This window comes from Anoxybacteroides voinovskiense (genome assembly GCF_014196205.1).
GTDB classification, from domain to species: domain Bacteria; phylum Bacillota; class Bacilli; order Bacillales; family Anoxybacillaceae; genus Anoxybacteroides; species Anoxybacteroides voinovskiense.
In genome coordinates this window covers 38,069-60,586 of the sequence record NZ_JACIDE010000020.1, presented here as the reverse complement: position 1 = coordinate 60,586, position 22,518 = coordinate 38,069, and the positions used below count along the sequence as shown (strand labels likewise).

The window sequence follows — 22,518 nt, the reverse complement described above, 5'->3', positions numbered from 1 at the left end:
ACGCTTACAAACACTGGGTTATTTAAACCAAATATATCCAGAGAATCGAAATATCAAAAAAAATCTCCCACAAACTCTTGACTCAATCATAAATCAATATGTTTTTTGCAAGAGAAACTGTCATTAGGTAAAATAAATGTAAGGAGGAAGCGGCATATGGAAGACATGATTGCAAAGCTAACGTTCCATCGTTCGCTGTTATTAGAAATGGTCGACGAAACAAAAAAACCGTTTTACCACCTTGTCGTCGCGAAAAATTTATCGAAAGAAGAAGTGGAAGAAACAATTTCTCTTTGTGAATATTTGAGCAATGAATATGAAAAGCAAAAAGCGGAAGGCTTTACGGTTTTCACTCCGCTTCTGCTCCATTTTGCTGGGATGCTCCATCCCGCTCTTCCGCTTGAACAAACAGTGGACGCCCTTTTGCAGCAACAATTATTCGTCCCGCTCATGCAAGAATTTAAAAAGTTAATGGCGACGATTCCTTCATGACGACGGACTTGCGAATTCTTCTACTTCCTGCTCCGGCTTTTTCACAAGCTTCCCGTCTTTTTCAATAAAGTCTGCTTTAATGTTTTCAAACGATTTCTCAAAAATCTCCATAAAATCGTCCCCATAAATATTGCGGATGATACACATCATTTCTAAAATTTCTGGAAATTTCCCGTACAATTCACGCAATGGCAACGCCCCATTAAAAACCGCGTTTTGTCTTGGATCGTACGACTCCATTAACTTTAATAATATTTCTTCCCCTTTTTCTGTTAGCTCAATGTACGTATTGCGCTTATCATCTTGCTTTTTCGAAAACGTCAATAATCCGCGTTCTTCTAATTTTTTTGAAAAGTTAAACGCTGTGGAAACGTGCATGACGCCAAATTTAGCAATTTCTGAAATGGACGCGCCTTTAAAATGATAGGCAATCCATAAAATATGGTGCTCATTAATGTTCAAATCGAACGGCTTAATCCATTGTTGCCAATCTTTTTCGATCGACTTCCAAAGCGCTTTGCTTAACTGGGCAATTCGTTGGCTAAATAGCATCGCCTCTTTTATAGAATAATGTTGTTCCTTGCTCTTCATCGTTCCACCCACTCTTCCCTCACCATTATTATTTTATTTTCTATTATGCCAGTAAAATAAAAATTAATAAAGATGCAAATGTTAGAATTTTTAAATAAAATTTTTTTCCAATCATTCATAACTGAGCCATTCGTCACATATAGTGAACATAGGGGGAAGATAATGATGTATATGATAACCTTTTTCTATTTGCTCAGCTTCGTTTTTTTCTGCCTAACGATTTCCACATTCCTCGCGATTCCAAAAGCGAAAATGTATCCACCGAAAAAAGTGCTCAAACAGCGAATGGCGCTATATATGATTGCCACAATTCTTTTCTTTTTCATCGCATGGAGTTTGCATTAGCTATAGCAAAAACCCGACCAGAGGGCGATCGGGTTTTTTATACTGGAAATCAACTACTTCTTACTCCTCTCTTCTCCACTAGCCGCCTCTTCTTGCATGTGTTATTGTTAGAATTTTCTCACATTATACTACTTTATCGTGTAAAAGGAAAGAACTTTTACACATTTTGTTTTCGAAACTCGTCCATGAACTGTGCCAATGCTTCGCACGCTTCGTACGGAACGGCATTGTAAATCGACGCACGACATCCGCCGACCGAACGATGTCCAGCGAGTCCGACAAATCCCCGTTCTTTTGCCGCACTTAAAAATTTTTTCGTAACTTCCTCGTTCGGTAAAGTAAATGTAACATTCATCAACGAACGGCTGTCTTTCTCTGCATGCGGCGAATAAAACCCGTTACTTTCGTCAATCGCCTCGTAAATGACAGCTGCTTTTTCTTTATTTCGTTGTTCAATCGCTTTCACGCCACCTTGTTCTTTCACCCATTCTAGCACAAGCGACAGCATATAAATCGCAAACGTTGGTGGTGTATTGTATAAAGAATTACTAGTAGTATACGTACGATAGTCGAGCATTGTCGGTAAATTGTCCGGAATGCGTTCGAGCAAGTCGTTACGAAGGATAACGACCGTCACCCCCGATGGTCCTAAATTTTTTTGTGCACCAGCATAAATGAGCGCAAATTGCTCGACATTCACTTCACGGCTTAAAATATCGCTCGACATATCCGCAACTAAATCAACCGGTAATTCAGGAAATTCATGCCATTGCGTGCCGAAAATCGTATTGTTAGAAGTAATATGTAAGTAGGCCGCCTGTTCTGAAAGCTGAATGTCTTCTGTTGCCGGAATGCGCGTATAGTTCGCTTCTTTTGTCGATGCGGCTACGTGCGTTTTTCCTACTTTCTTCGCCTCTTTCAACGCTTTTTCCGACCAAGAGCCTGTCAACACATAATTCCCGATTTGCTCATTTCCTAACAAATTCATCGGCACCATCGAAAACTGTAAGCTTGCACCGCCTTGCAAAAATAACACATCGTACGTATCCGGAATGTTCATCAACTCTTTTAGTAGCTGCTTCGCATTGTTGTGCACGGCATCGTATTCTTTACTGCGGTGGCTTAACTCCATCACGGACATCCCCGTCCCTTGAAAATCGAGCAACTCTCTTTGCGCTCGTTCAAGTACCGAAAGCGGAAGTGCAGATGGACCTGCATTAAAGTTATACGCTCGTTTCATGTTCCAATCCCCCACTTTATTTCTTTAATGAATAACAGTTACTTATTATCCTAACATGAAAATAAAAAAAATAAAGACAATTCTCATTAAATTCACAAAAAAAATTCAATCCTTGTGTTCGTCACAAGGATTGTTGGCTCCGCCGCATTTTTTCTTCCCGAATTCTCTCCATATAAATTTCGCCTTCTTTTTCAATGAACGACTCATCAATTTTTCGTTCTTGCGCGGCTGTTCTTACTGTCATATAGCCGCTAAATACGATTCCAGACACAACAAGGTACACCCACCATGGCAAAGACAGCATGATTTTCCCTCCATTTTTCTCAGCTTGTCTTATTTTCACTATATGAGTGTCCCTCGTTGTTTATGCTCTATTTTTATCGATGAAATGTCGGTTTATAAAACGAGCGGTTATCAAGGGCGAAAATGCGCTCGGTAAACTCTCCCGGCTTTACTTTTTCTAATGCGCGATCCATCATATTCATTTTCGCATCGAGGTTATCGATGTAATGAAGAATTTCCGCCTCTTTGACCATTGGCGGTTTTGGGCTACCCCACTCCGCTTTTCCGTGATGGCTCAACACGAGATGCTGTAAAATAATGACTTCTTCCCCGCTAATGCCTAAATGTTCTGCCGCTTTGCTTATTTCGCTCACCATAATCGAAATATGGCCAAGTAAATTTCCTTCTAACGTATACGTTGCTGAAACCGGACCAGACAATTCGATCACTTTGCCAAGGTCATGCAAAATAATCCCTGCATACAATAAATCTGCATCTAGCGACGGATACAGCTTCACGATGGCTTTCGCTAAATCTAACATCGACACAACGTGATACGCTAATCCTGAAATAAATTCATGATGGTTTTTCGTTGCTGCCGGATACTCGAGAAATTTGTTTTCATATTTTTTTAACAAATATCTCGTAATGCGCTGAATGTTTGGATTTTTCATTTCGAAAATATATTGCGTTAATTTCTCCATCATTTCCTCTTGTTTCATCGGAGCAACTTCCAAAAAATCTGCCACACGCACATGGTCGCTGGCGTTCGCTGGACGAATGTTACGAATTTTCAGTTGCGTTCGCCCGCGATAATTGCTAATATCCCCTAACACTTTCACGATGCTTTGTGGAACATATGTATTTTCATCGTCTAACGAAGCATCCCATAATTTCGCTTCAATCTCTCCCGTTTTATCTTGCAAAATGAGCGTCAAAAACGGTTTCCCGTTGCTCGCGATTCCCTTTGTCACCGATTTAACTAGCAAATAAACGTCGATTTGTTCGCCGACTTCGTAGTGAATAATTCCTTTCGTCAATCATTTCTCCCCCGTCTCCGTTTTCTATTTTTTTTAGTATACCATATGAGTGACAAGGCAAAAAACAAGACCTTGCCAAAGCAAGATCTTATTTTTTCGTTAACTCGAGCGCTTTTCTCATATCTTTCCAAGAAGCACCCTTTCCATACATAAGCACCCCGCCACGATAAATTTTTGCACCGACAAAAGCGACAAATATAATCGTTCCGATTAAAAGCGCGATGCTTACCGCCACTTCCCAATCGGCAATATTCAACATGCCGATGCGCAAAAACATAATGAGCGGAGCAAAAAACGGAATGAACGACGTGACGGTAATCACTGGGGACTGTGGGGAATCTAGCCCGAACATCGCAATGAAAAAAGAAGCTAGCACAAGCAATGTTACAGGAGTCACCACAAGTTGCACATCTTCTAAACGGCTGACCATCGAACCGAGCGTCGCAAAAAGTGTAGCGTATAACAAATAGCCTAATAAGAAAAAGATGACAGCATAAACAAGCGTTTTTGCCGGAATTTGTTCCATTCCTAATATATGGAACAACTTGTATCCGTTGCTTTTCAGCGAGCTAAAACCGATGGCAAATAAAAACGCAAACTGTGTTAGACTAAGTAGTGCCACCCCTAGAATTTTCCCAAACATTTGTTGAACGGGCGAAACGCTTGAAATTAAAATTTCCATGACGCGCGACGATTTTTCGGTCGCCACTTCAGAAGCGATCATCGATCCGTACATTAAGACAAACATATACATCGCGAACACTATTGCATATACAAGCCCACGTGCTTGCTGCAACTCTTCTTCGGTTTTTGCGCTTTTTTCTAACGCAATTTTTTGAAATGCCACCGGTTCATATAGTTGCTTCACTTGTTCTGGCGTTAATCCAATTTTGGCGGTAGCTAGCGCCGTTTTCAATTGTTGGAGCGCCTGCTCTAGCGTTCTCGCTGTGGCGCTGTCAGCAATCGTATTCGCATAGTATGCTGCTTTTGGGAGCTGTTTGTCATCATAGGAAATGGTTAAAAAAGCATCCCATTTTTCGCGCTTTACTTGTCGTTTTGCTTCTTCTTTCGTCCCTTGAAACAGCTTCAGTTCAATCTTCTCCTCTTTATTTTTCGCCAGTTGCGCTTGCAGCGGTTCATACAGTGCTCCTGTTTCGTCGATGACCCCGACGACTTTCTTTTCATCTTTCGTAAAAAAGTCAATAATATGGTTCAAATTCGTGACGCCAAACGTAAGCAACCCGACAATAACGGTAATCACAAGAAACGATTTCGATTTTAATTTGGTGATGTACGTATGCCAAAGTACAATCCAAAACTTATTCATAGACAGCACCTACTTTTTCAATGAAAATGTCGTTTAACGATGGCTCTTCTAGGGCAAATTTTCGAATGAATCCTTTGTTTGCAATGTGGGCAAGAATGCGTTGCGAAACGTCTTCATGCTCGATTTGCAAATGGATTCCTTCTGCTGTTTGCTTTGCTTTTAAAACTCCTGGGAAACGGCTTAGCTCCTCTAACGAAAAATCAGCGTGAATGACGACATTTTTTTTGCCGAAAGAGCGTTTAATCTCTTTTAGCGCCCCAGAAACGACCGGTTTGCCGCGATGCATAATGCATAAATGCTCGCACAATTCTTCGACGTGTTCCATGCGGTGACTTGAAAAAACGATGGTCGTTCCATTTCTTTTTAAGTCGATAACCGCTTCTTTTAATAGTTCGACATTAACAGGGTCAAGACCGCTAAACGGCTCATCTAAAATTAACAACTTCGGTCGATGCAAAACAGCGGCGATAAATTGAATTTTTTGTTGGTTCCCTTTCGATAATTCTTCGACCCGCTTATCGACATAATCAGGAACTTTAAATCGTTCAAGCCAATCCATCATTTCTTTCATAATGGCCGGTTTTTTCATCCCGCGCAGCCGTGCCAAATAAATGAGTTGCTCTTTCACTTTTAGCTTTGGGTATAATCCGCGTTCTTCCGGCAAATAGCCGATTAAATGGCTTTGGTCATAGCGAATCGGTTCATTGTTCCACGTAATCGTTCCTTCCGTCGGTGTTAAAAGCCCAAGAATCATGCGAAATGTCGTCGTCTTTCCAGCACCGTTTGCGCCTAAAAGACCGAACATTTCTCCTTCCGGAATATGGAGCGTGACGCCATCGACCGCTGTTATCGAACCAAAACGCTTTGTCACTTGCTCAAGACGTAAACTCATACTCACTCCCCCATTTTACAAATAAAAGATAAATTTTCCACATCTTATTACACGTTTTATCTTATCGAAAAGTTTCATCCGATAGAAGGATTTTTTTAAAAGTAAAAGAATAAAAAATAATGAACGATCATTCAGCAAAGGGGGAAACACCATGCCACTGTTTACATTAACTGCTTTTGAACATACAGGGGAGAAACTGTTAGACGAAACGTTTGAGGCGGTAAACGAAGAAGAAGCGAAAAAAATCGGCGAACAAAAATTGCGCGAGCACAATTGCTTAGACAAAACCCACCGCTGCACAACATCAAGCGGAAAATTGATTTTGTTTCATCGGTAAAAAATCACTCCCCGATTGCACAATCAATCGGGGAGTTTTCTTATTGAAATAATTGATCCATCATTTTTAGTTTTTCTTCGGTATAATGCACAAAGTTTTCATTATACACTTTCGGCTCTTTTGGGTTGGCGAAGCGGGTGATTGCCCGTGTTTTCGGGTGAACGAATTTACTGGAGGCGCCGCAGCCAAGCCCGATAATCGACTGCTGTTCTTCCATAATCATTATATTATAAATGCTTTCTTTCCCTGGGAGCGCGTACCCGACGTTTTCTAAATTACCGAGAATATTTTTTTGCCGGTACAAATAATACGGGACGTAGCCATTTCGTTTCGTCCAGTTTTGCGCGCTTTTCATCATTTCGCTAATTTCCTCGCGGTCAGCGACTTTATATTTTTCCTTATTTTTTGTCATTTCCGACGCTCGCTTAAACGAAAGGGTATGAACGGTGAGCGACTCCGGCATTAATTTTTCCGTCTCCGCTAACGTATAGTTAAATTCCTCGATGCCTTCCCCCGGAAGCCCGATGATTAAATCCATGTTAATATTGTTCATGCCCATTTGCCGCGCCAAATGAAACTTTTCCATCGTTTCATCGACCGTATGATGGCGGCCAATCGCTTGTAACGTTTCTTGAATGTACGACTGCGGATTAATGCTAATGCGGTCAATCTTCCATTTTTTTAGTACGTTCAACTTCTCAGGTGTAATCGTATCTGGCCTTCCTGCTTCGACCGTTATTTCGCGAACGCGCTCCATGTTCGGGAACGATTCGTACATCGTTTCGTACAATGCGTCCATCTCTTCCGCTGTAATGCTCGTTGGAGTACCACCGCCGTAATAAATGGTCGTAATGTTAACGCCTCGCTCCTTTAAAAACTGCCCGACCGCTTGCATTTCATAATGAAGCCGGGACAAAAACGAGTCTACCGACCCTTGGCGGCCGTTAATCGCGTAAGCTGGGAACGTGCAGTAGGCGCACTTCGTCGGACAAAACGGAATGCCGATATAAATGCTCACTTCGTGGGCAAGATCATATAAATCAGGAACAACCGTTAACTGCCGGTCAACAATGTCTTGCATCAGCTGAATTTTTTCTTCGGCGACTAAATAGTCTTCACGAAGCGTTCGATGCGCCTCCACTTTCGTAAGACCCGAACGTAAGTGTTGATGCAAAAGCTTCACGGGACGCACCCCTGTTAAAATTCCCCACGGCTGAACAAGCCCCGTATATTGTTGAAAAAGAGTTAAATATACGTGAGAAACCGCATTTTTCCATTGCTTCAGCCGTTCTTTTTCGCTTAAGTACGGCCGCAAGTCAACCCGATATTCCCCTTTCCATTCCCGGCTGCTTGCTGTTTCAATCAGCATACCGGTGACAATGCCTGTTTCTTCTCCATGAAGCGAAAAAGTCACGACAAGATCTGCCGCAGCAACAGGTTCAAATAGTAGTTCATATTCCTCAAAAAACAGTCCAGTAATTACTTCTAGTGGACGTTGAAATGGTTCTGCATTATATAATCCGTACACTTGAATACGCAACGGAAACCACCTTTCTTCTGTCAAGCTTATTTAAGTGTACAGAAGGCGGTTTATAATCGTCAAGCGGTGACCTCATACAAAAACCGGAGCAATTTCAGGCGTGTTGATTAACCATTAAAAACCAGTTGACATCGCTCTATTCCTAGCTTTTCTGCCGTAGTCGACAAGCGGTTCGCTTGCTGACTGGGCATGCTGTACGCATGCCCTCCTCGAACAACGAACGCTTTGCGGGCAAATGACATTTGCCCGCCGGCGTTCTTGTTCGAGGGAAGAGGCAGAAAAGTTTGTGTTCAGTCATATGATTCTGTATTTTTTAGTAAAATAATGGATAATCAACACTCGTGGAGCAATTTCTCCGGTTTATTGCTTCGTTTTCAGCTTATGCAAAAACTCTGGGCGTTGCTGTTTGCGAAAATGTTCTTTTACCATATATGCAACCCCAAGCTGTTCATTTGAGCGCGTTACCCAGTCCGCTGCTTTTTTCACTTCGTTTGGCGCATTTCCCATCGCCACTCCTAACCCTGCTGCTTCAATCGCCGGAATATCATCAATCCCATCGCCAATGACGACCATTTCTTTTAACGAAATGTTCAATGATTGTCCAAGACGTTTTAATCCAGCTAATTTAGAAACTCCTTTAGCGACAATCTCGATTTTTCCGTTCGGTTGTGTAATGATGTCAACGGTCGGAAACGCTTCGTGTAAAACCGCTAGTGCTTCCTTTTGTTCTTCTTCGTTTGCAAAATACACATCGATTTTCGGAACGGCAAGCGGCTCATCACGCAATACGTCGCTTAACGAATCAACAAACTGCGTCGGGTAAAAAAACGGATCTCCCGAAGAAAGCACTGTTTTCGCCACGAGCTGTTTTTTCACTTTTTTGCGATTCGCGAGCGAATACCGTTCATGCATTAACCGAATATTGCATGCATAATTTTCAAGTACGTGAATGATATTAAACGTCCGCTCTTCTGGAATGAGCGCTTCATATATTTTTTCATCGACTGATTTTCCAATCATCGCGCCTTGAAAGGCAATGATAGCTGTATCGAGTTTTAACGATTTAGCGATTTTTCTTGCGGACAGCAAATCGCGACTCGTCAGTAGTGTCACGTATACACCTTTTTGTTTCACAAACTCGACTGCTTCTTTCGTTTCTTTTTGCAGCCGTCCATTTGGTTTTAAAATCGTACCGTCAATATTTAACGCAAGCAATTTATACGCCAATGTTAGTCCCCCTTTGTCGTGTTGTCACTTTAATAGCTATGACAACATAACAAAAAAAAGAACACTCAAACGAGTGTTCCATTATTCAGTAAAGGAGCGATATAACTCCTCTAGCGGCTTCATTGCGATTTGATTAATGTCCGAAATCACCGTGCTCATTCGTTGTTCTAGCATCATTAACGCCACTAGTTTTTCGTTTTGTTGCGCAAGCGCCACCATCGCTTGTGCTTGTTGAACTTCCTCTGGCGAAATGTCCGCACCCATCATTTGTTTTTCATGAAGCTGCATTTGTATATCACGGAATTGTGTAAACATGCGATACGCGGCTTCATCGCGGCGCACCGTTTCGTACGCTTGCTTTAATTGTTGAAACTCGTCGCTCGTGCGAATCGCCTGCTCTAGCTGCTGGGCGATTGTATATAATTGGGACATAAAAAAGCCTCCTTGTGAAAAAATAACGTGCCGTTGTTATTACGATATGCAGGCAAACAGACGATATGCTAAAACTATACCCATAACCCGACGAGCGCTTGGAAAACGCCGATGATTCCACCGAGCAACGCGCCTAAATACGTAATCATTTTAAATTCGCGCCGCGAAATCGATAAAATCATTTCTTCGAGACGCTCTACCGAAAATGTTTCAACTTCCGTCCGCACAATGTCCGCGAGTTGTAGCCCTTCCACAAGCGTTTCTACTCGGTCGCTCACCCATTGCATTCCTTTCTCTACCATGATCGGAACCCACTCATCAATCGCCCGTTGTCGATATGGTGCCAGTACATTGGCTACTTTTTTTTCTAACATACCGCTTGCTACCACTGCTTTCGCTACCAGTTCATGAAGCGATTGGCGAACGTTTTCTTCCCCGATTAGCGCTTCTACAGAAGCAACGGACGAATCCGTCCATTTTTGCCATTCTACTAGCAGAAGTTGCGCAAGCATTTCGCGCGTTCCGCGATGGTGCAAAAACTTTATAATTTCTGGTTGCACTTTATCTGCTAAGTTGACGTTGCCAAGAAACATTTGTAACATATTCCCAAACATCCCACGACCGATAAAAAATTCGTCGATCATTTTGGCGATACGCTGTTTTCCTGCGTCACTTTGAAAATAATGAAGCGCGCGTTCGGCAATATAGTTCGCCACCTCATGAATCCATTTCTCCATTTTTTCTTGTATTTCCGGCGGAAGCAGTTCACGAATTTTCTTTTCTTGGTGCTCGTTCATCCATTGCTTATACAGCTTGTCCGCCCACTCGCTAGCTTTCGTATGCACCATCTTCTCAGGGTCGTTTATTCCGAATAGCTGCAACTGTTCTGCCACCGTACGTTCACAGGCAAACCACCGTTCCACCCATTGCTGTACCGTACGAACGGTATAGTTTTTCAATTCAGGTTCCATCAATTTCCGACGAATGCCGTCTGGGGTGAGTAAATGTTCGACGACCATTTTTCCAAGTTGGTGTGCAAGCTCTTCGCGTCGTTTCGGGATAAGTCCTGGAGTGAATGGAAGGCGTTTCCCGTATATATAGATCGGTTGATACGGGCGAAATAACATTTTAATCGCTAGCGCGTTCGTCACTCCGCCAATAATCGCTCCTACTGCTATCATAAATAGAAAGTAGAAAACGGTTTCCATCTCTTCCCCGCTCCTTTCATTACTCGTTTGCCTAGTTTTTCATTATATCGTTTGTTTAGCAAAAGAGCAATGAAAGAGGTGCCATTTAGCGATGGGAGAGATTAGAAAAAAACAACCCATGTTCAAGCGCTTTTGTTAGCGCCTGTTCCGCCGCCCGTTTTTGCGCACCGGAAAGATGTGGTACTAACTCGTAATAAAGGAGCGCTTTTTTCATTTCATGGAAAAGAAGAAGTGCATCTACATTGTCTGGCGGTTGAACGTGTTTCTTAGGGGAGAAAGATGCCCCTTTTACTAAAAAATATACATATTGCCAGAGATGATATTGTTTTTGCTCATGTTCCGCGTAATTCACTAATTTTTCATATTCAGCTTCGTCATTTCTGTTTTCTAGGCGCAAACGAATATAAGATTGATTCATGGAAATGATGTGAAGAATTTGTTCTAATATATGAAGCATGCTCCCCCTCCTTTGGCTTGTCCACGATTTATATATATGAATGAACAAAAAAACATATGACAAACTAACAATAGGAGGGGATGACAATGGATAACGAACGATGCAAAGACTCATGCCATGAAGGACGCGATAAATACTTTATGGATATCGACCGCATGATTAATGAAGGAATGGCAGGCGGCTATGTTCATGCGAGAAACGACGCAACAAACATTGAAGAAGCGCGCGATTTAATCGAAGAAGAACCGCCTTACGAAGCATAAACCCGACTTCCTCTCTCGAGAGGGAGTCGGGTTTATGCTATAATAAAGATACAACTACTACGAAAGGAATTATTCGTTATGTTGGAACGATTAAAACAGCTTTTTAAAGAAGCGGTGGTTCATGAACAACCAACCAACGCGAATGATTATGAATGGTTTTCTACAAAAGAAGGCGAGAAAATCGGTATTTTAAAAAGTGCGCTCACGGAAAAAGAAAAACAGCTATTGTCCATTTTCCTCACGCCGCTTTCTCTGCCAACGCGTCCGCTCACCAAAACGGAAAGTGCTTGGCAGCGGTTTGTGAGCCAAGCGGACGATAGCGAGCTTCGTTTACTGTCCAATCACTCTCCGTACTACCGCTTTATCCAATTTCAAATGAACCAAACTTCCATTGACCATGAACATTTTTATGAAGCGGTGGAAGGACTATTCCAAGAAAACGTCCTGCTTATTTGGGAACAAGCAACGAGCGGTGTCATTATCGAGAAAAAACAAACCGAAGCATCATCTCCCCTTCCATTTACTGATTTAATTGACACGTTAGCGAGCGATTTTTACATGACATGGCGTGTTTTCATCGGGCAGACACATCCGTATGATGAACATTTGCTTGAACGTTTTCGAATGGAAAAATATTTTTTTGAACTGGCCAATACATCCATTCGCACGAAAACAGTGTATACAATTGCCGATGTATTGCCGCTCACTCTTATTAACGGCCATCCAAACGCACGAACGATTCAACAATCGCTTTCCTTTTTAACAAAAGTAGACGCCGAGCTGCTAGAGACGGTAAAAGTATTTCTCGAATGCAACTTAAACGCCTCGCTTGCGGCGAAAAAACTTTATATGCATCGCAATAGCTTGCAATATCGCATTGAAAAATTTATTGAAAAAACGGGCATAGATATTCGCCATTTTCAAGGAGCAACCGCCATGTATTTAGCAATTTTGCTCAACGATTATATAAACCAAAAACATTCTTAGGCAGCTTGCCTAAAACTTGTTTTGTTTTTTGTGCACACTGTCCATTTACGTTTTTCTTTGTTTTTTATACGATGGAAACAGTTAACTGAAACCGATTTCATGGAGGGAATTGTAATGGCGGAACTTCGCTTAGAGCACATTTACAAAATTTATGACAATAACGTCACTGCTGTAAAAGATTTTAATTTACATATTCAAGACAAAGAATTTATCGTTTTCGTTGGCCCGTCTGGCTGTGGAAAATCAACGACATTGCGAATGATTGCAGGTCTTGAAGAAATTTCTAAAGGTGATTTATACATCGACGGGAAACGAATGAACGATGTCGCCCCAAAAGATCGCGATATCGCCATGGTATTCCAAAACTATGCACTTTATCCGCATATGAGCGTCTATGACAATATGGCGTTTGGTTTAAAACTTCGGAAATTCCCGAAAGATGAAATCGACCGCCGCGTGCGAGAAGCTGCACGCATTCTTGGGCTCGAACAATATTTAGACCGCAAACCGAAAGCGTTGTCTGGTGGTCAGCGCCAGCGGGTAGCATTAGGTCGCGCCATCGTCCGCGATGCGAAAGTGTTTTTAATGGACGAGCCGCTTTCTAACCTTGATGCGAAACTTCGCGTCCAAATGCGCTCAGAAATTGCGAAATTGCATCAAAGATTGGGCACAACGACCATTTACGTCACCCATGACCAAACAGAAGCGATGACAATGGCTACTCGCCTTGTCGTCATGAAAGACGGCGTCATCCAACAAGTCGGTACGCCAAAAGAAGTATATGAAAAGCCAGAAAACATTTTTGTCGGTGGATTCATCGGTTCACCAGCAATGAACTTCTTAAAAGGACGTCTAGAAGATGGAAAATTCATCATTGACAATGTCTCCATTGGCGTTCCAGAAGGCAAAATGAAAGTGCTTCGCGAACAAGGCTATGTCGGCAAAGAAGTCATTTTAGGCATTCGTCCAGAAGATTTCCATGATGAGCCAGTATTTATCGAAGCGTCCCAAAACACAAAAATCACAGCAAATGTCGATGTTGCTGAATTGCTTGGTGCAGAAACAATGATCTATTCGCAAATTGCTGGTCAAGAAATTGTTGCGCGCATCGATGCCCGCACAGAAATTAAACCAGGATACCAACTTGACCTTGCATTAGATATGAATAAGGCGCATTTCTTTGATATCGAAACGGAGAAACGCATTCGCGCCAATACGGAAAAGTGAGTCCCCCTAATTTTATATAAATAGCCCATGCCACTTAGCATGGGCTACTCTTTTATAAATCGAACCTCTTCATTTTGGCAATATGGACAATAAAATAAGTGCACACATTCATGATTTCGCCGCGTCATTGGATATCCGTCCACTTGTTTCATTACATCGATTTCCATATACGGGCTATAGTCGTCAAAGTAATCCGTCACCTTTCCTTGATCCTCCATCTCCGTTTGACAACGGGGACAAAAAAAGTAAAATGCTCGAAGACCGTTACAAAGCGGGCAAATTGTCATTGTCATCCTCCTGTTGAAAACTGCCTTATTTTTACTATTCCCAAACTTCCGCGAGTATAAAATACCAAAAATTACTATGAGTGAAAAAGTATAAGAAAACAAAAATGTTTCAAACTACTACTACAAAAATAGCCATTGGGTTCAGCCAAGTTTGGCAGCATGCCTGAAAAGGGCGTGTGCGCTGGTGCAAATCCAGCCAACCCAGCCATTAAAGCTTTAAAACGAAAAATAAGGAGATGATTCCACATGGCAAGAACAACGAACAATCAAGTATTAGTTGCTGGTGCTCAACAAGCGATTGACCAAATGAAATACGAAATTGCTCAAGAATTTGGCGTAAGCCTTGGCGCAGACACTACTTCTCGCGCAAACGGTTCTGTTGGCGGAGAAATTACGAAACGTCTAGTGTCAATGGCGCAACAACAACTCGGCGGCCAATATAGCGCACGCTAACAATTGCATATACATGGCAAAAAACGCCCTAGGCAATCGCCTAGGGCGTTATTGAATCAGCTGCAAAAACTGCTTTGTTCGTTCATGTTGTGGACGTTCAAACAGCTGGCTAGGAGTTCCTCGTTCTACGACAATCCCTTTGTCCATAAAAATCACTTCATCTGCTACTTCTTTGGCAAACCGCATTTCATGTGTGACGACAACCATCGTCATTCCTTCATTTGCTACATCTTTCATTACCTTTAATACTTCGCCCACCAGTTCCGGATCAAGCGCGGATGCCCTCATCGGACATCTTTACACTTCCTCCGCAATCGGTTCATTCAATGAAACGAGCACTTTGCGAATTCTTCGGTTTTCGACTTGCCGAACCGTTAACGTCAGCGGTCCGTATTGCACCGTCTCCCCGCCGGTCGGGATGCGCTCTAACATCTCAAACACCCATCCCCCTAACGTATGAGAAGAACTTTCTGGCTCGTCAATTTTCATAAACTCACAAAACTCATCAAGCGGCAATTCTGCGTTCATTTCATAGCTATAGTCATCAATCTGTTGAATGACTTTAATAGCATCATCATGCTCATCCCATATTTCCCCAACAATTTGCTCGATAATGTCTTCAAGAGTAATTAGCCCTGCCGTCCCACCAAACTCATCGACAACAATCGCCATATGTACTTTGCTCTTTTGCAAAGCCGGCAACAAATCCGCGATTTTCATCGATTCAACGACAAACAGCGGCTTGCGCAATAGCGCGCGAATATTCACTTCTTTTTGCTGCACAAGTTGACTTAAAAAATCGCTCTCGGATAAAATGCCAATAACATGGTCAATATCGTCTTCATACACCGGCACACGCGAATAGCGCTCCTGTAAAAAAACGTCGCGAATTTTTTCGACGGAATCATTCACTTCCACAGCAATCATGTCAATGCGCGGGGTAAAAATCTCCCCGACTAAAATATCATTAAAATCAAGCGACCGATGCACTAACTCCTTCTCTTTATTATCAATCACGCCTTCTTCTTCACTTAAGTCAATCATTTCTTTAATTTCTTCTTCCGTCATCGAAGGGCTTATCATCCCATCTGTCAACCGCCTCACTAGCTTCCCTTTCAATCGAGCAAACAACCAAGTCAGCGGAAACATTGCTTTCATTAGTACATACATGATGCCAGCATATTTTAGCGCTACGGATTCTGCATGCTCTTCGGCAATCGTTTTCGGCACAATCTCACTAAAAATAAGGAGTAGCACCGTTATGACGAGCGCACCAATCCATAGACTAACCGCTTCACCGAACAAAGTGCCAGCTATTTTCACGGAAAGCACTACCGCCACCATTTTGGCAAAATGATTTGCCACAACTGCTGTTAGCATCACTTCTTCTAAATGATCCGCAATATAAAATGTTCGCCTGCTATCGTCTACTTGTTCGCCTGCATCGTGCTTTAGCCGCATTTTGTTCACTGCAGAAAAAGCTGCTTCTGCCGAAGAAAAAAACGCCGACAACGCAATGAAAAAAAGAAGCAAACTGAAAATCAGAGGCAATTCTCCCAATGAATCGTCACACTCCTAAACCGCTACTTTTGTATTATCATATCAAATTTTTCACAAAATTCCTATCACCTAAACAATAAATGCAAAAAACTGCGGACATCTCGCCGCAGTTTTCACGAATCGAACAATGTTGCGCCAATCACAAACACGAGCGTTAACAATGATGCGATATTTAAGGTAATTGATAGATCTTCCATTTTTTAGCCTCCCATTATGTAGAAAGAATTCCCCCATCAATACCTTAGCATAAAACATCGCGCAACCCACTGTGTAAATCGTACAATTTTTTGACAATCTATCCTAAATACCGATGGTAAATCGCCTTCGCTTCCTGTATATCTTTCGTTCCATGAACGAGCGCCCGTCCATCGCGAAATATGACGAGACGATGCGAAGGAAGTGAAACAGAAACGAGATATGGATTGCTATCTACAGAAAATCCTTGGTCAGAAAACAATTCCGCAAGCTTCGCTAAGTCGTATTCCCGCTTCCCTGCAGGACGTATTTGCACCGAATTTCGTCCGCACAATACCGCAGTTTTCGTTTGCATCTCATACGATAAGTATGGATACGTCGGGTTTCCCCCACAAGACGGGCAATCGTCTTTTTTCACTTGATCGACGCGAATAGACGCATATTGATTGTTCCATAAATCAAACGAAACGAGCTTGCCCCGCAATGATGCTTCATCGCCAACGAGCAGTTTTAACGCTTCCGTCACTTGATAAGCGACCACCATTTGTACTGCCGGACTAATAATCCCTGCTGTATCACACGTTAATCCGCCGATTGGCACCGTTTCGAGCAAACAATGTAAGCACGGCGTTTTCCCTGGGAGAAAAGCATAACTAATGCCGTAACTTCCTACGCAAGCACCGTAAATCCACGGAATGCCGTATTTGCACGAAATATCATTGATTATCATGCGCGTTTCAAAATTGTCTGTCGCATCGATAATCACATCTGGTCTTGCTTCTGTCGCTAACCGCTCCAATTCCTCCACATTTGCATCGCCAACAACCGCTTCCATCTCAACTTCAGAATTAACTTGTACTAGCCGCTGCTTCGCGGCAACCGCTTTCGGCAGCCGCGCTTTCGCGTCTTCTTCGCTATATAGCTGTTGGCGCTGCAAGTTGCTCCATTCGACATAGTCGCGGTCAATGATTGTTAGTTTCCCAATTCCGGCACGAACAAGCGCCTCCGCATTTCCGGTGCCGAGCGCCCCAGCGCCGACAATTAACACATGTTTAGCAGAAATAGTTGCTTGTCCTTCTTTTCCAATCGGTCGAAACAGCTCTTGCCGTGAATAACGTTCGTTCAAACAGTACTCATTCCTTCCATTGGGCTGCTTGCGGTTGCGTATCGTTTTTTCGGAATTCTTCCTGCCTCATATCCGAGACGACCTGCTTCAATGGCTAGCTTCATCGCTTTTGCCATTTTCACCGGATCCGAAGCGCCGGCGACTGCTGTATTTAATAACACGCCGTCTGCTCCTAATTCCATTGCCAACGCCGCATCGGCTGGGCTGCCAATTCCCGCATCGACAATGACCGGTACAGTCGCTTGCTCGATAATAAAACTTAAATTTAACGGGTTAATAATTCCTTGGCCAGTGCCGATCGGGGAAGCTCCTGGCATAATCGCGTGGCATCCTAAGTCTTGTAATCGTTTCGCAAGAACCACATCATCGGACGTATACGGCAAGACAATGAATCCTTCCTCTAATAACATTTCCGTCGCCTTCAACGTTTCTACTGGGTCTGGAAGCAACGTTTTATCGCAACCGATTACTTCTACTTTAATCATATCACATAATCCCGATGCTTTGGCGAGCCGCGCGATGCGTACTGCCTCTTCCGCTGTTTTCGCCCCAGCTGTATTCGGAAGGAGTTTATATTTTGTTACATCAAGCTGTTCTAAAAAGTTCGGTTGCTCGGGGGAAAAAATATTCATCCGGCGCACCGCAAACGTTAAAATTTCCGCCCCCGATACTTCCACCGCTTCTTTTTGAATCGCAAAATTCGGATATTTTCCTGTTCCTAATAACAATCGAGAGTGAAATTCGTAAGGTCCAATTTTTAACATTATTATCCGCCTCCTACAAAATGAACGATTTCGACGCGATCGCCGCTATTTAATGTTGCTGTGGCATATTGCTCTTTTTGCAGAATACATGCATTCACTTCCACAATGGCAATTTTTTTATTTAACTGAAAATGCTCAAGCAAATCAGCAACCGTTCGAATACGCTCCGGTACGTCGATTGCTTCGCCATTGATAATTAACTTCATCGCTTTCCCACCTTTACGTCGTATATGTCGCCTGATGTCGTGTCAGCGAAAACGGGGCGAGGTCAAATTCACCACTTCCCTTTCCTTCTACTAAATCAGCGACGATTCCCCCAGTAATCGGGCTTAGCAAAATACCGTTGCGGTAATGGCCGGTCGCAATCCAAATGTTTGGATAATGTGGATGCTCGCCAATGTACGGTACTCCGTCCCCAGTTTGCGGACGAATGCCTGCCCACGCTCGTTCCCATTCAGCTGTGCGAATGTCCGGAAGCAACTGTTGCGCCCGCTCTAATAAACTCATCATTCCTTCGACGGTTACTTTTTTGTCAAACGTATGTGGCGTCGACGTCGCCCCAATTAATAAACGATTCCCTCGTTTTGGCACAATATAACAGCCATTTTTCGCAAAAATCGTTGCTTGAATCAGCGGTTTTTCGATTTTGACAAGCACGCATTCACCTTTTACCGGATACATCGAAAGTGAGATTCCGGTTTTTTCTAACAAGCGTGCTGACCATGCACCTGCAGCAACAACGACCGCACCTGCATGAACGACTCCGTTATTTGTATGCAACCGATAGCTTGTTCCGTCTTTTGTGATATCGAATACTTCTGTGAACTCGCGCCATTCTGCTCCATACACGAGCGATGCATTTGCAAACGCATGCGACAAATCTGGTGCGCCTACTTGCCCGTCGTTCGGCAAATATAGTGCGCCGCGCAAGTTTTTTGTGACATTCGGCTCAACATCCGCTACTTCATCGCTTGATAGCCATTGTGCAGGTTGTTCCATTCGCTTCCAAAACTCATCATTTCGCTGTAGCGCTTCACGCTCTTCTTCTGTCAACGCAATTTTCAAAATCCCTTTTTGCACAAGACCGATATCAATGCCGGTCAATTCTTTTAATTCTTCTGCAAGCGAAACAATCATCTCCCGACCTTTTAGCGCAAACGGCAGAAAACAAGGAGTCGAAGGACATTTTTGGCACGGATATGACTCGTTCGAAAGGAGTGGATGGTCGTTGGAAAATTCCGACTGTGCACCTAACATGCCCGCTGCTGCGCTAGAAGCTTCATTTGCGATTCGTCCTTTTTCTAATACAATAACTCGCGCGTTTCGCTTCGCCAATTGAAAGGCGATGGATCCCCCAATAATCCCACCGCCAATAATGGCGACATCGTAATGACTGCCAATCATCTTTCATCCCTCTCCCTTTTCTAAAACATTTGTCTGTAGCGTTTCACTTCTCGAAGCGGATCTTCTGCGCAAAATACCCCTGACATTACAGCAATGCCAGCTGCACCTGCTTCCCATACGCTCGGCACGTGATGCGGCTGAATGCCACCAATCGCAATAACAGGAATGCGCACTGCACCCACGATTTGCGCCAATGCTTCTATCCCTCTTGGCGGAACTCCTCGTTTCGATGCTGTCGGAAACACGTGCCCATATATACAGTAATCTGCACCGCCATCTTCCGCTTCTTTTGCTTCATCCTGCGAATGAACGGAACAGCCAACAGAAAGCGACGGGAAGCATTCCTTTACTTGCCGAACAGACAAACTATGAAACGCAAGCTGTACTTTCACCCCATAGACAATAGCGACATCGACGCGATCGTTTACGACAAGTTTTTCTTTTGGCACGCCATGGAAAAGAAGTTCTTCCATCATTTCTGCAAGCTCTTTTGCCGTTTTCGTTTTCTCGCGAAGATGAATGGCATCCACATATGGATGGATCTGTGAAGCAATCGCCACCACTTGCTCCGTTGACTGCCTCCCTGTCGAAATCACGTGAAACTGTTTTTTCATTTTGCTTCCCCCGCTAGCGGACATCGGTTACCGGAAAATACGGAAAAACCGTTGCCATATAATACGACAGCCCAATAAGTCCAATCATCCACACGAAAAAAATAACGTCATAGCGGCTAACCCCGATCTGATAGTAAAACGTCCGGTTTTTAGCATCCGAGAACCGTTTCGCTTCCATTGCTACGGCAATGCGCTGCGCTCGACGAATGCTTTGAGATAAAAGCGGCACCGCATACCGTTTCATTTTGTTTACGATTCCACCACCATCTGCTCCACGCACTTTAAGGGCATTTTGTACCGTTTGAAATTCCTCAATCATCATCGGGATTAATCGAACGCCTGCCAAAAAGCTATACGCATATTTCGGCTTTACCTTTAACTGCTGCATTAACGAGTAAAATAAATACACTGGTCTTGTCGTTAACGAAAAAATTAAGCCGAGGAGCGCAAACGATAAGGCGCGAAACCCAAGATGCATGCCGCGGAAAAAGCTTTCTTTTGTGATATGAACAAGCCCCCATCGCACCCACGTCGTCGTTCCTTGCCCGAAGAACGTCATCGACGAAGCGGTTGAAACGAAAATAACGAAAAACGGCAAGAAGAAAAGCACTAAATATTTCATTGGATAGCCCGTATAAAGGAAAAATAAAAGAAGCAACCCGACCGATAAATTGATGAGCACATTTGGATTGTGCAAAAACAACACAACGAAAAAAACGCCGATCATAACTAAAAGCTTTACGCTCGGATTCGTTCGATGCAGCCACGTTTCCCGATAACTATCCAATCTCACAGCGCCTTCCCCTTTCTTCCTGTATGACCGGCTCATCGCGAACGAGTTGCCCGTTTTCAATAACCCATCTGCGCGTCGCAAAATGTTTGACAATTTGTTCGTCATGGGTAACCATAATGATCGTTGTCCCTTGCTCCCGATACGATTCGAGCAGCTCTAGTAAAGCAAACGTATTTTTCGCGTCTTGTCCAAACGTTGGCTCGTCTAGTAGCAATAACTTTTGTCCGCCAATGATTGCTGCAGCTACGCTTAATCGGCGCTTTTGCCCCATCGATAATTGATACGGGTGCTGCGCACGTTGAGCTTCTAAATGAAACCGCTTTAGCATTTCTTCTACTTTTTCCGTAATTTCTTGTTCGTCTCTTTTAGCTAGTCGAAGCGAATACGCCAACTCATCCCATACCGAATTCGTCACAAACTGAAACTCTGGGTTTTGAAAGACGAACGCGATTTTTCGAGCAAGCTGTTTCGTCTGCGCTAGCCGTTCGTCATCCACTTCATACTCCCCATTCGTTGGAATGAGCTTCATGAGCGCGTGCAAAAACGTACTTTTTCCCGCGCCGTTTTTGCCGGTAACCGCAATCCATTCTCCTTTTTGCACTTGCGCCTTTGGAACATGAATTTTCACTTCTTTTTTTCGATAGCCGCGAAATTCATGTAAACGAATGATTGCTTGTCGTTCCTCGTTCGTTGCCCGTTTCTTCTTTTGTTGCAAATAATCTTCCCATACTCCAGGGTACCAAATACCTTGGGAGGCAATGAATTCTTTATGAAGGCGAAAAATAATAGACGCTTCGCCGTCTGCCACAATTTCCCCCGCATCATTAAACAAAATAATCCGATCAACAAAATCCAAAACGCGCTCAATTTTATGCTCGACGATAATGACCGTCTTATCATGGGCAATTCGTTTCATTGTTTGCCAAATTAATTCGGTTCCTTCGTCATCGAGCATCGCTGTCGGCTCATCGAGAAATAAGACATCCGGCTCGAGCGCCAAAACGGAAGCAAGCGCAAGCCGTTGCTTCATCCCGCCTGATAGCGTATGAATATTCGTATGCGGCGGTACAGGCAAATCAACCGCTTGCAACAGTTGCTCGATTCTCTCTTTCATTTGCTCGCGCGGCACACCGATATTTTCTAACGCAAACGCAATTTCCTCGTCGACGAACGGCATGCAAAATTGCGAATCTGGATCTTGAAAGACGTATCCCCAATTGTCGGGGATACGGATATGGTTTACTTTCATCGGAACGTCTAACGAATGCGGAATGATTCCAGATAGTACTTGCAATAACGTCGATTTCCCGCATCCCGACGGACCGAGCAACAACACTTTTTCGCCCTTTGTAAAAGAAACGGATACATCTTCAAATAACAACGTATCCGTTCCAGGAAATTTCAGACGCAACTCATCAACCGATGCTACATACAT

The 22,518-nt window shown here is 43.3% G+C and carries 28 protein-coding genes and 1 pseudogene; 7 read left to right on the top strand and 22 right to left on the bottom strand.

Going from position 1 to position 22,518, the window contains the following annotated elements:
• The first annotated feature begins 156 nt into the window (after positions 1–156).
• Positions 157–492 carry a DUF1878 family protein gene (locus GGR02_RS12810; RefSeq protein ID WP_183185420.1) on the top strand — a complete coding sequence of 112 codons (336 nt, stop codon included), beginning with the start codon at positions 157–159 and terminating at the stop codon, positions 490–492.
• Here GGR02_RS12810 and GGR02_RS12805 read toward each other — a convergent pair.
• Positions 487–1,083 carry an HTH-type transcriptional regulator Hpr gene (locus GGR02_RS12805; protein ID WP_183185419.1) on the bottom strand — a complete coding sequence of 199 codons (597 nt, stop codon included), beginning with the start codon at positions 1,081–1,083 and terminating at the stop codon, positions 487–489. The genes GGR02_RS12810 and GGR02_RS12805 overlap by 6 nt on opposite strands.
• A 162-nt stretch (positions 1,084–1,245) precedes the next feature.
• Between GGR02_RS12805 and GGR02_RS12800 the strand changes: the two genes are divergently transcribed.
• The gene (locus GGR02_RS12800) at positions 1,246–1,428 is read left to right on the top strand and encodes a hypothetical protein (protein ID WP_183185418.1); all 183 of its coding nucleotides are present in this window, start codon (positions 1,246–1,248) and stop codon (positions 1,426–1,428) included.
• 157 nt (positions 1,429–1,585) lie between these two features.
• Here GGR02_RS12800 and serC read toward each other — a convergent pair whose 3' ends face one another.
• The 5 genes from serC to GGR02_RS12775 all read right to left on the bottom strand — a co-directional run bounded on the left by serC (position 1,586) and on the right by GGR02_RS12775 (position 6,209).
• Positions 1,586–2,668, bottom strand: coding sequence for a 3-phosphoserine/phosphohydroxythreonine transaminase (gene serC, locus GGR02_RS12795; protein WP_183185417.1), 1,083 nt, complete (start codon positions 2,666–2,668; stop codon positions 1,586–1,588).
• 121 nt (positions 2,669–2,789) lie between these two features.
• Entirely contained in the window at positions 2,790–2,972 is a 183-nt protein-coding gene (locus GGR02_RS12790) for a sporulation YhaL family protein (RefSeq protein WP_066323170.1), read from the bottom strand.
• Between the two features lie 73 nt (positions 2,973–3,045).
• Positions 3,046–3,990 (bottom strand): 3'-5' exoribonuclease YhaM, encoded by a 945-nt coding sequence (gene yhaM / locus GGR02_RS12785; RefSeq protein ID WP_183185416.1) that lies wholly within the window; start codon positions 3,988–3,990, stop codon positions 3,046–3,048.
• A gap of 88 nt (positions 3,991–4,078) precedes the next feature.
• On the bottom strand, positions 4,079–5,317 hold the full coding sequence (locus tag GGR02_RS12780; protein ID WP_183185415.1) for an ABC transporter permease: 1,239 nt from the start codon (positions 5,315–5,317) through the stop codon (positions 4,079–4,081).
• Entirely contained in the window at positions 5,310–6,209 is a 900-nt protein-coding gene (locus GGR02_RS12775; RefSeq protein ID WP_183185414.1) for an ABC transporter ATP-binding protein, read from the bottom strand. The genes GGR02_RS12780 and GGR02_RS12775 overlap by 8 nt, the downstream gene beginning before the upstream one ends.
• Before the next feature lie 151 nt (positions 6,210–6,360).
• Between GGR02_RS12775 and GGR02_RS12770 the strand changes: the two genes are divergently transcribed.
• Positions 6,361–6,546, top strand: coding sequence for a YhzD family protein (locus GGR02_RS12770; RefSeq protein ID WP_183185413.1), 186 nt, complete (start codon positions 6,361–6,363; stop codon positions 6,544–6,546).
• A gap of 40 nt (positions 6,547–6,586) precedes the next feature.
• Here GGR02_RS12770 and GGR02_RS12765 read toward each other — a convergent pair whose 3' ends face one another.
• The 6 genes from GGR02_RS12765 to GGR02_RS12745 form a co-directional block, all read right to left on the bottom strand.
• Positions 6,587–8,086: a coproporphyrinogen III oxidase gene (locus tag GGR02_RS12765; protein ID WP_183185412.1), complete on the bottom strand. Its 1,500-nt coding sequence runs from the start codon at positions 8,084–8,086 to the stop codon at positions 6,587–6,589.
• A 107-nt stretch (positions 8,087–8,193) separates the two neighbouring features.
• The gene (locus GGR02_RS17625; RefSeq protein ID WP_260175108.1) at positions 8,194–8,328 is read right to left on the bottom strand and encodes a hypothetical protein; all 135 of its coding nucleotides are present in this window, start codon (positions 8,326–8,328) and stop codon (positions 8,194–8,196) included.
• A 118-nt stretch (positions 8,329–8,446) separates the two neighbouring features.
• Positions 8,447–9,313, bottom strand: a complete 867-nt coding sequence (locus tag GGR02_RS12760; RefSeq protein WP_183185411.1) for a Cof-type HAD-IIB family hydrolase — start codon at positions 9,311–9,313, stop codon at positions 8,447–8,449.
• 81 nt (positions 9,314–9,394) lie between these two features.
• Entirely contained in the window at positions 9,395–9,745 is a 351-nt protein-coding gene (locus GGR02_RS12755; RefSeq protein ID WP_183185410.1) for a YlbF family regulator, read from the bottom strand.
• A gap of 74 nt (positions 9,746–9,819) precedes the next feature.
• Entirely contained in the window at positions 9,820–10,953 is a 1,134-nt protein-coding gene (locus GGR02_RS12750; RefSeq protein ID WP_183185409.1) for a DUF445 domain-containing protein, read from the bottom strand.
• Positions 10,954–11,038: 85 nt separating this feature from the next.
• Positions 11,039–11,410: a hypothetical protein gene (locus tag GGR02_RS12745; RefSeq protein WP_183185408.1), complete on the bottom strand. Its 372-nt coding sequence runs from the start codon at positions 11,408–11,410 to the stop codon at positions 11,039–11,041.
• Between the two features lie 80 nt (positions 11,411–11,490).
• Here GGR02_RS12745 and GGR02_RS12740 point away from each other — a divergent pair, with 80 nt between their 5' ends.
• The 3 genes from GGR02_RS12740 (at position 11,491) to GGR02_RS12730 (ending at position 13,887) form a co-directional block, all read left to right on the top strand.
• Positions 11,491–11,673 (top strand): hypothetical protein, encoded by a 183-nt coding sequence (locus tag GGR02_RS12740; protein WP_183185407.1) that lies wholly within the window; start codon positions 11,491–11,493, stop codon positions 11,671–11,673.
• 78 nt (positions 11,674–11,751) lie between these two features.
• On the top strand, positions 11,752–12,660 hold the full coding sequence (locus GGR02_RS12735; protein WP_183185406.1) for a PucR family transcriptional regulator: 909 nt from the start codon (positions 11,752–11,754) through the stop codon (positions 12,658–12,660).
• A 114-nt stretch (positions 12,661–12,774) separates the two neighbouring features.
• Positions 12,775–13,887 (top strand): ABC transporter ATP-binding protein, encoded by a 1,113-nt coding sequence (locus GGR02_RS12730; RefSeq protein ID WP_183185405.1) that lies wholly within the window; start codon positions 12,775–12,777, stop codon positions 13,885–13,887.
• Positions 13,888–13,931: 44 nt separating this feature from the next.
• On the opposite strand, the gene GGR02_RS12725 is transcribed toward GGR02_RS12730, so the two are convergent.
• Positions 13,932–14,174, bottom strand: a complete 243-nt coding sequence (locus GGR02_RS12725) for a hypothetical protein (RefSeq protein WP_183185404.1) — start codon at positions 14,172–14,174, stop codon at positions 13,932–13,934.
• 246 nt (positions 14,175–14,420) lie between these two features.
• Between GGR02_RS12725 and GGR02_RS12720 the strand changes: the two genes are divergently transcribed.
• The gene (locus GGR02_RS12720) at positions 14,421–14,627 is read left to right on the top strand and encodes an alpha/beta-type small acid-soluble spore protein (protein ID WP_066323157.1); all 207 of its coding nucleotides are present in this window, start codon (positions 14,421–14,423) and stop codon (positions 14,625–14,627) included.
• 48 nt (positions 14,628–14,675) lie between these two features.
• Here the strand turns inward: GGR02_RS12720 and GGR02_RS12715 are convergent.
• The 9 genes and pseudogenes from GGR02_RS12715 to GGR02_RS12675 form a co-directional block, all read right to left on the bottom strand.
• Positions 14,676–14,906: pseudogene (locus tag GGR02_RS12715) on the bottom strand (ectoine/hydroxyectoine ABC transporter ATP-binding protein EhuA); the annotation flags it as partial.
• Between the two features lie 18 nt (positions 14,907–14,924).
• Positions 14,925–16,187: a hemolysin family protein gene (locus GGR02_RS12710; protein ID WP_183185403.1), complete on the bottom strand. Its 1,263-nt coding sequence runs from the start codon at positions 16,185–16,187 to the stop codon at positions 14,925–14,927.
• 295 nt (positions 16,188–16,482) lie between these two features.
• Positions 16,483–17,508 carry a thiazole biosynthesis adenylyltransferase ThiF gene (locus tag GGR02_RS12705; RefSeq protein ID WP_183185402.1) on the bottom strand — a complete coding sequence of 342 codons (1,026 nt, stop codon included), beginning with the start codon at positions 17,506–17,508 and terminating at the stop codon, positions 16,483–16,485.
• On the bottom strand, positions 17,505–18,272 hold the full coding sequence (locus GGR02_RS12700) for a thiazole synthase (RefSeq protein WP_183185401.1): 768 nt from the start codon (positions 18,270–18,272) through the stop codon (positions 17,505–17,507). Before GGR02_RS12700 ends, GGR02_RS12705 begins: the two co-directional genes overlap by 4 nt.
• Positions 18,273–18,274: 2 nt before the next feature.
• Complete coding sequence (thiS, locus tag GGR02_RS12695; protein ID WP_183185400.1) at positions 18,275–18,478, bottom strand: sulfur carrier protein ThiS; 204 nt, start codon at positions 18,476–18,478, stop codon at positions 18,275–18,277.
• Positions 18,479–18,491: 13 nt separating this feature from the next.
• The gene (gene thiO / locus GGR02_RS12690; RefSeq protein ID WP_183185399.1) at positions 18,492–19,676 is read right to left on the bottom strand and encodes a glycine oxidase ThiO; all 1,185 of its coding nucleotides are present in this window, start codon (positions 19,674–19,676) and stop codon (positions 18,492–18,494) included.
• 20 nt (positions 19,677–19,696) lie between these two features.
• A complete protein-coding gene (gene tenI, locus GGR02_RS12685; protein WP_183185398.1) occupies positions 19,697–20,290 on the bottom strand; it encodes a thiazole tautomerase TenI in 594 nt (197 codons plus the stop codon).
• Positions 20,291–20,303: 13 nt separating this feature from the next.
• On the bottom strand, positions 20,304–21,119 hold the full coding sequence (locus tag GGR02_RS12680; protein WP_229706216.1) for an energy-coupling factor transporter transmembrane component T family protein: 816 nt from the start codon (positions 21,117–21,119) through the stop codon (positions 20,304–20,306).
• Positions 21,070–22,518, bottom strand: coding sequence for an ABC transporter ATP-binding protein (locus GGR02_RS12675; protein WP_183185396.1), 1,449 nt, complete (start codon positions 22,516–22,518; stop codon positions 21,070–21,072). The genes GGR02_RS12680 and GGR02_RS12675 overlap by 50 nt, the downstream gene beginning before the upstream one ends.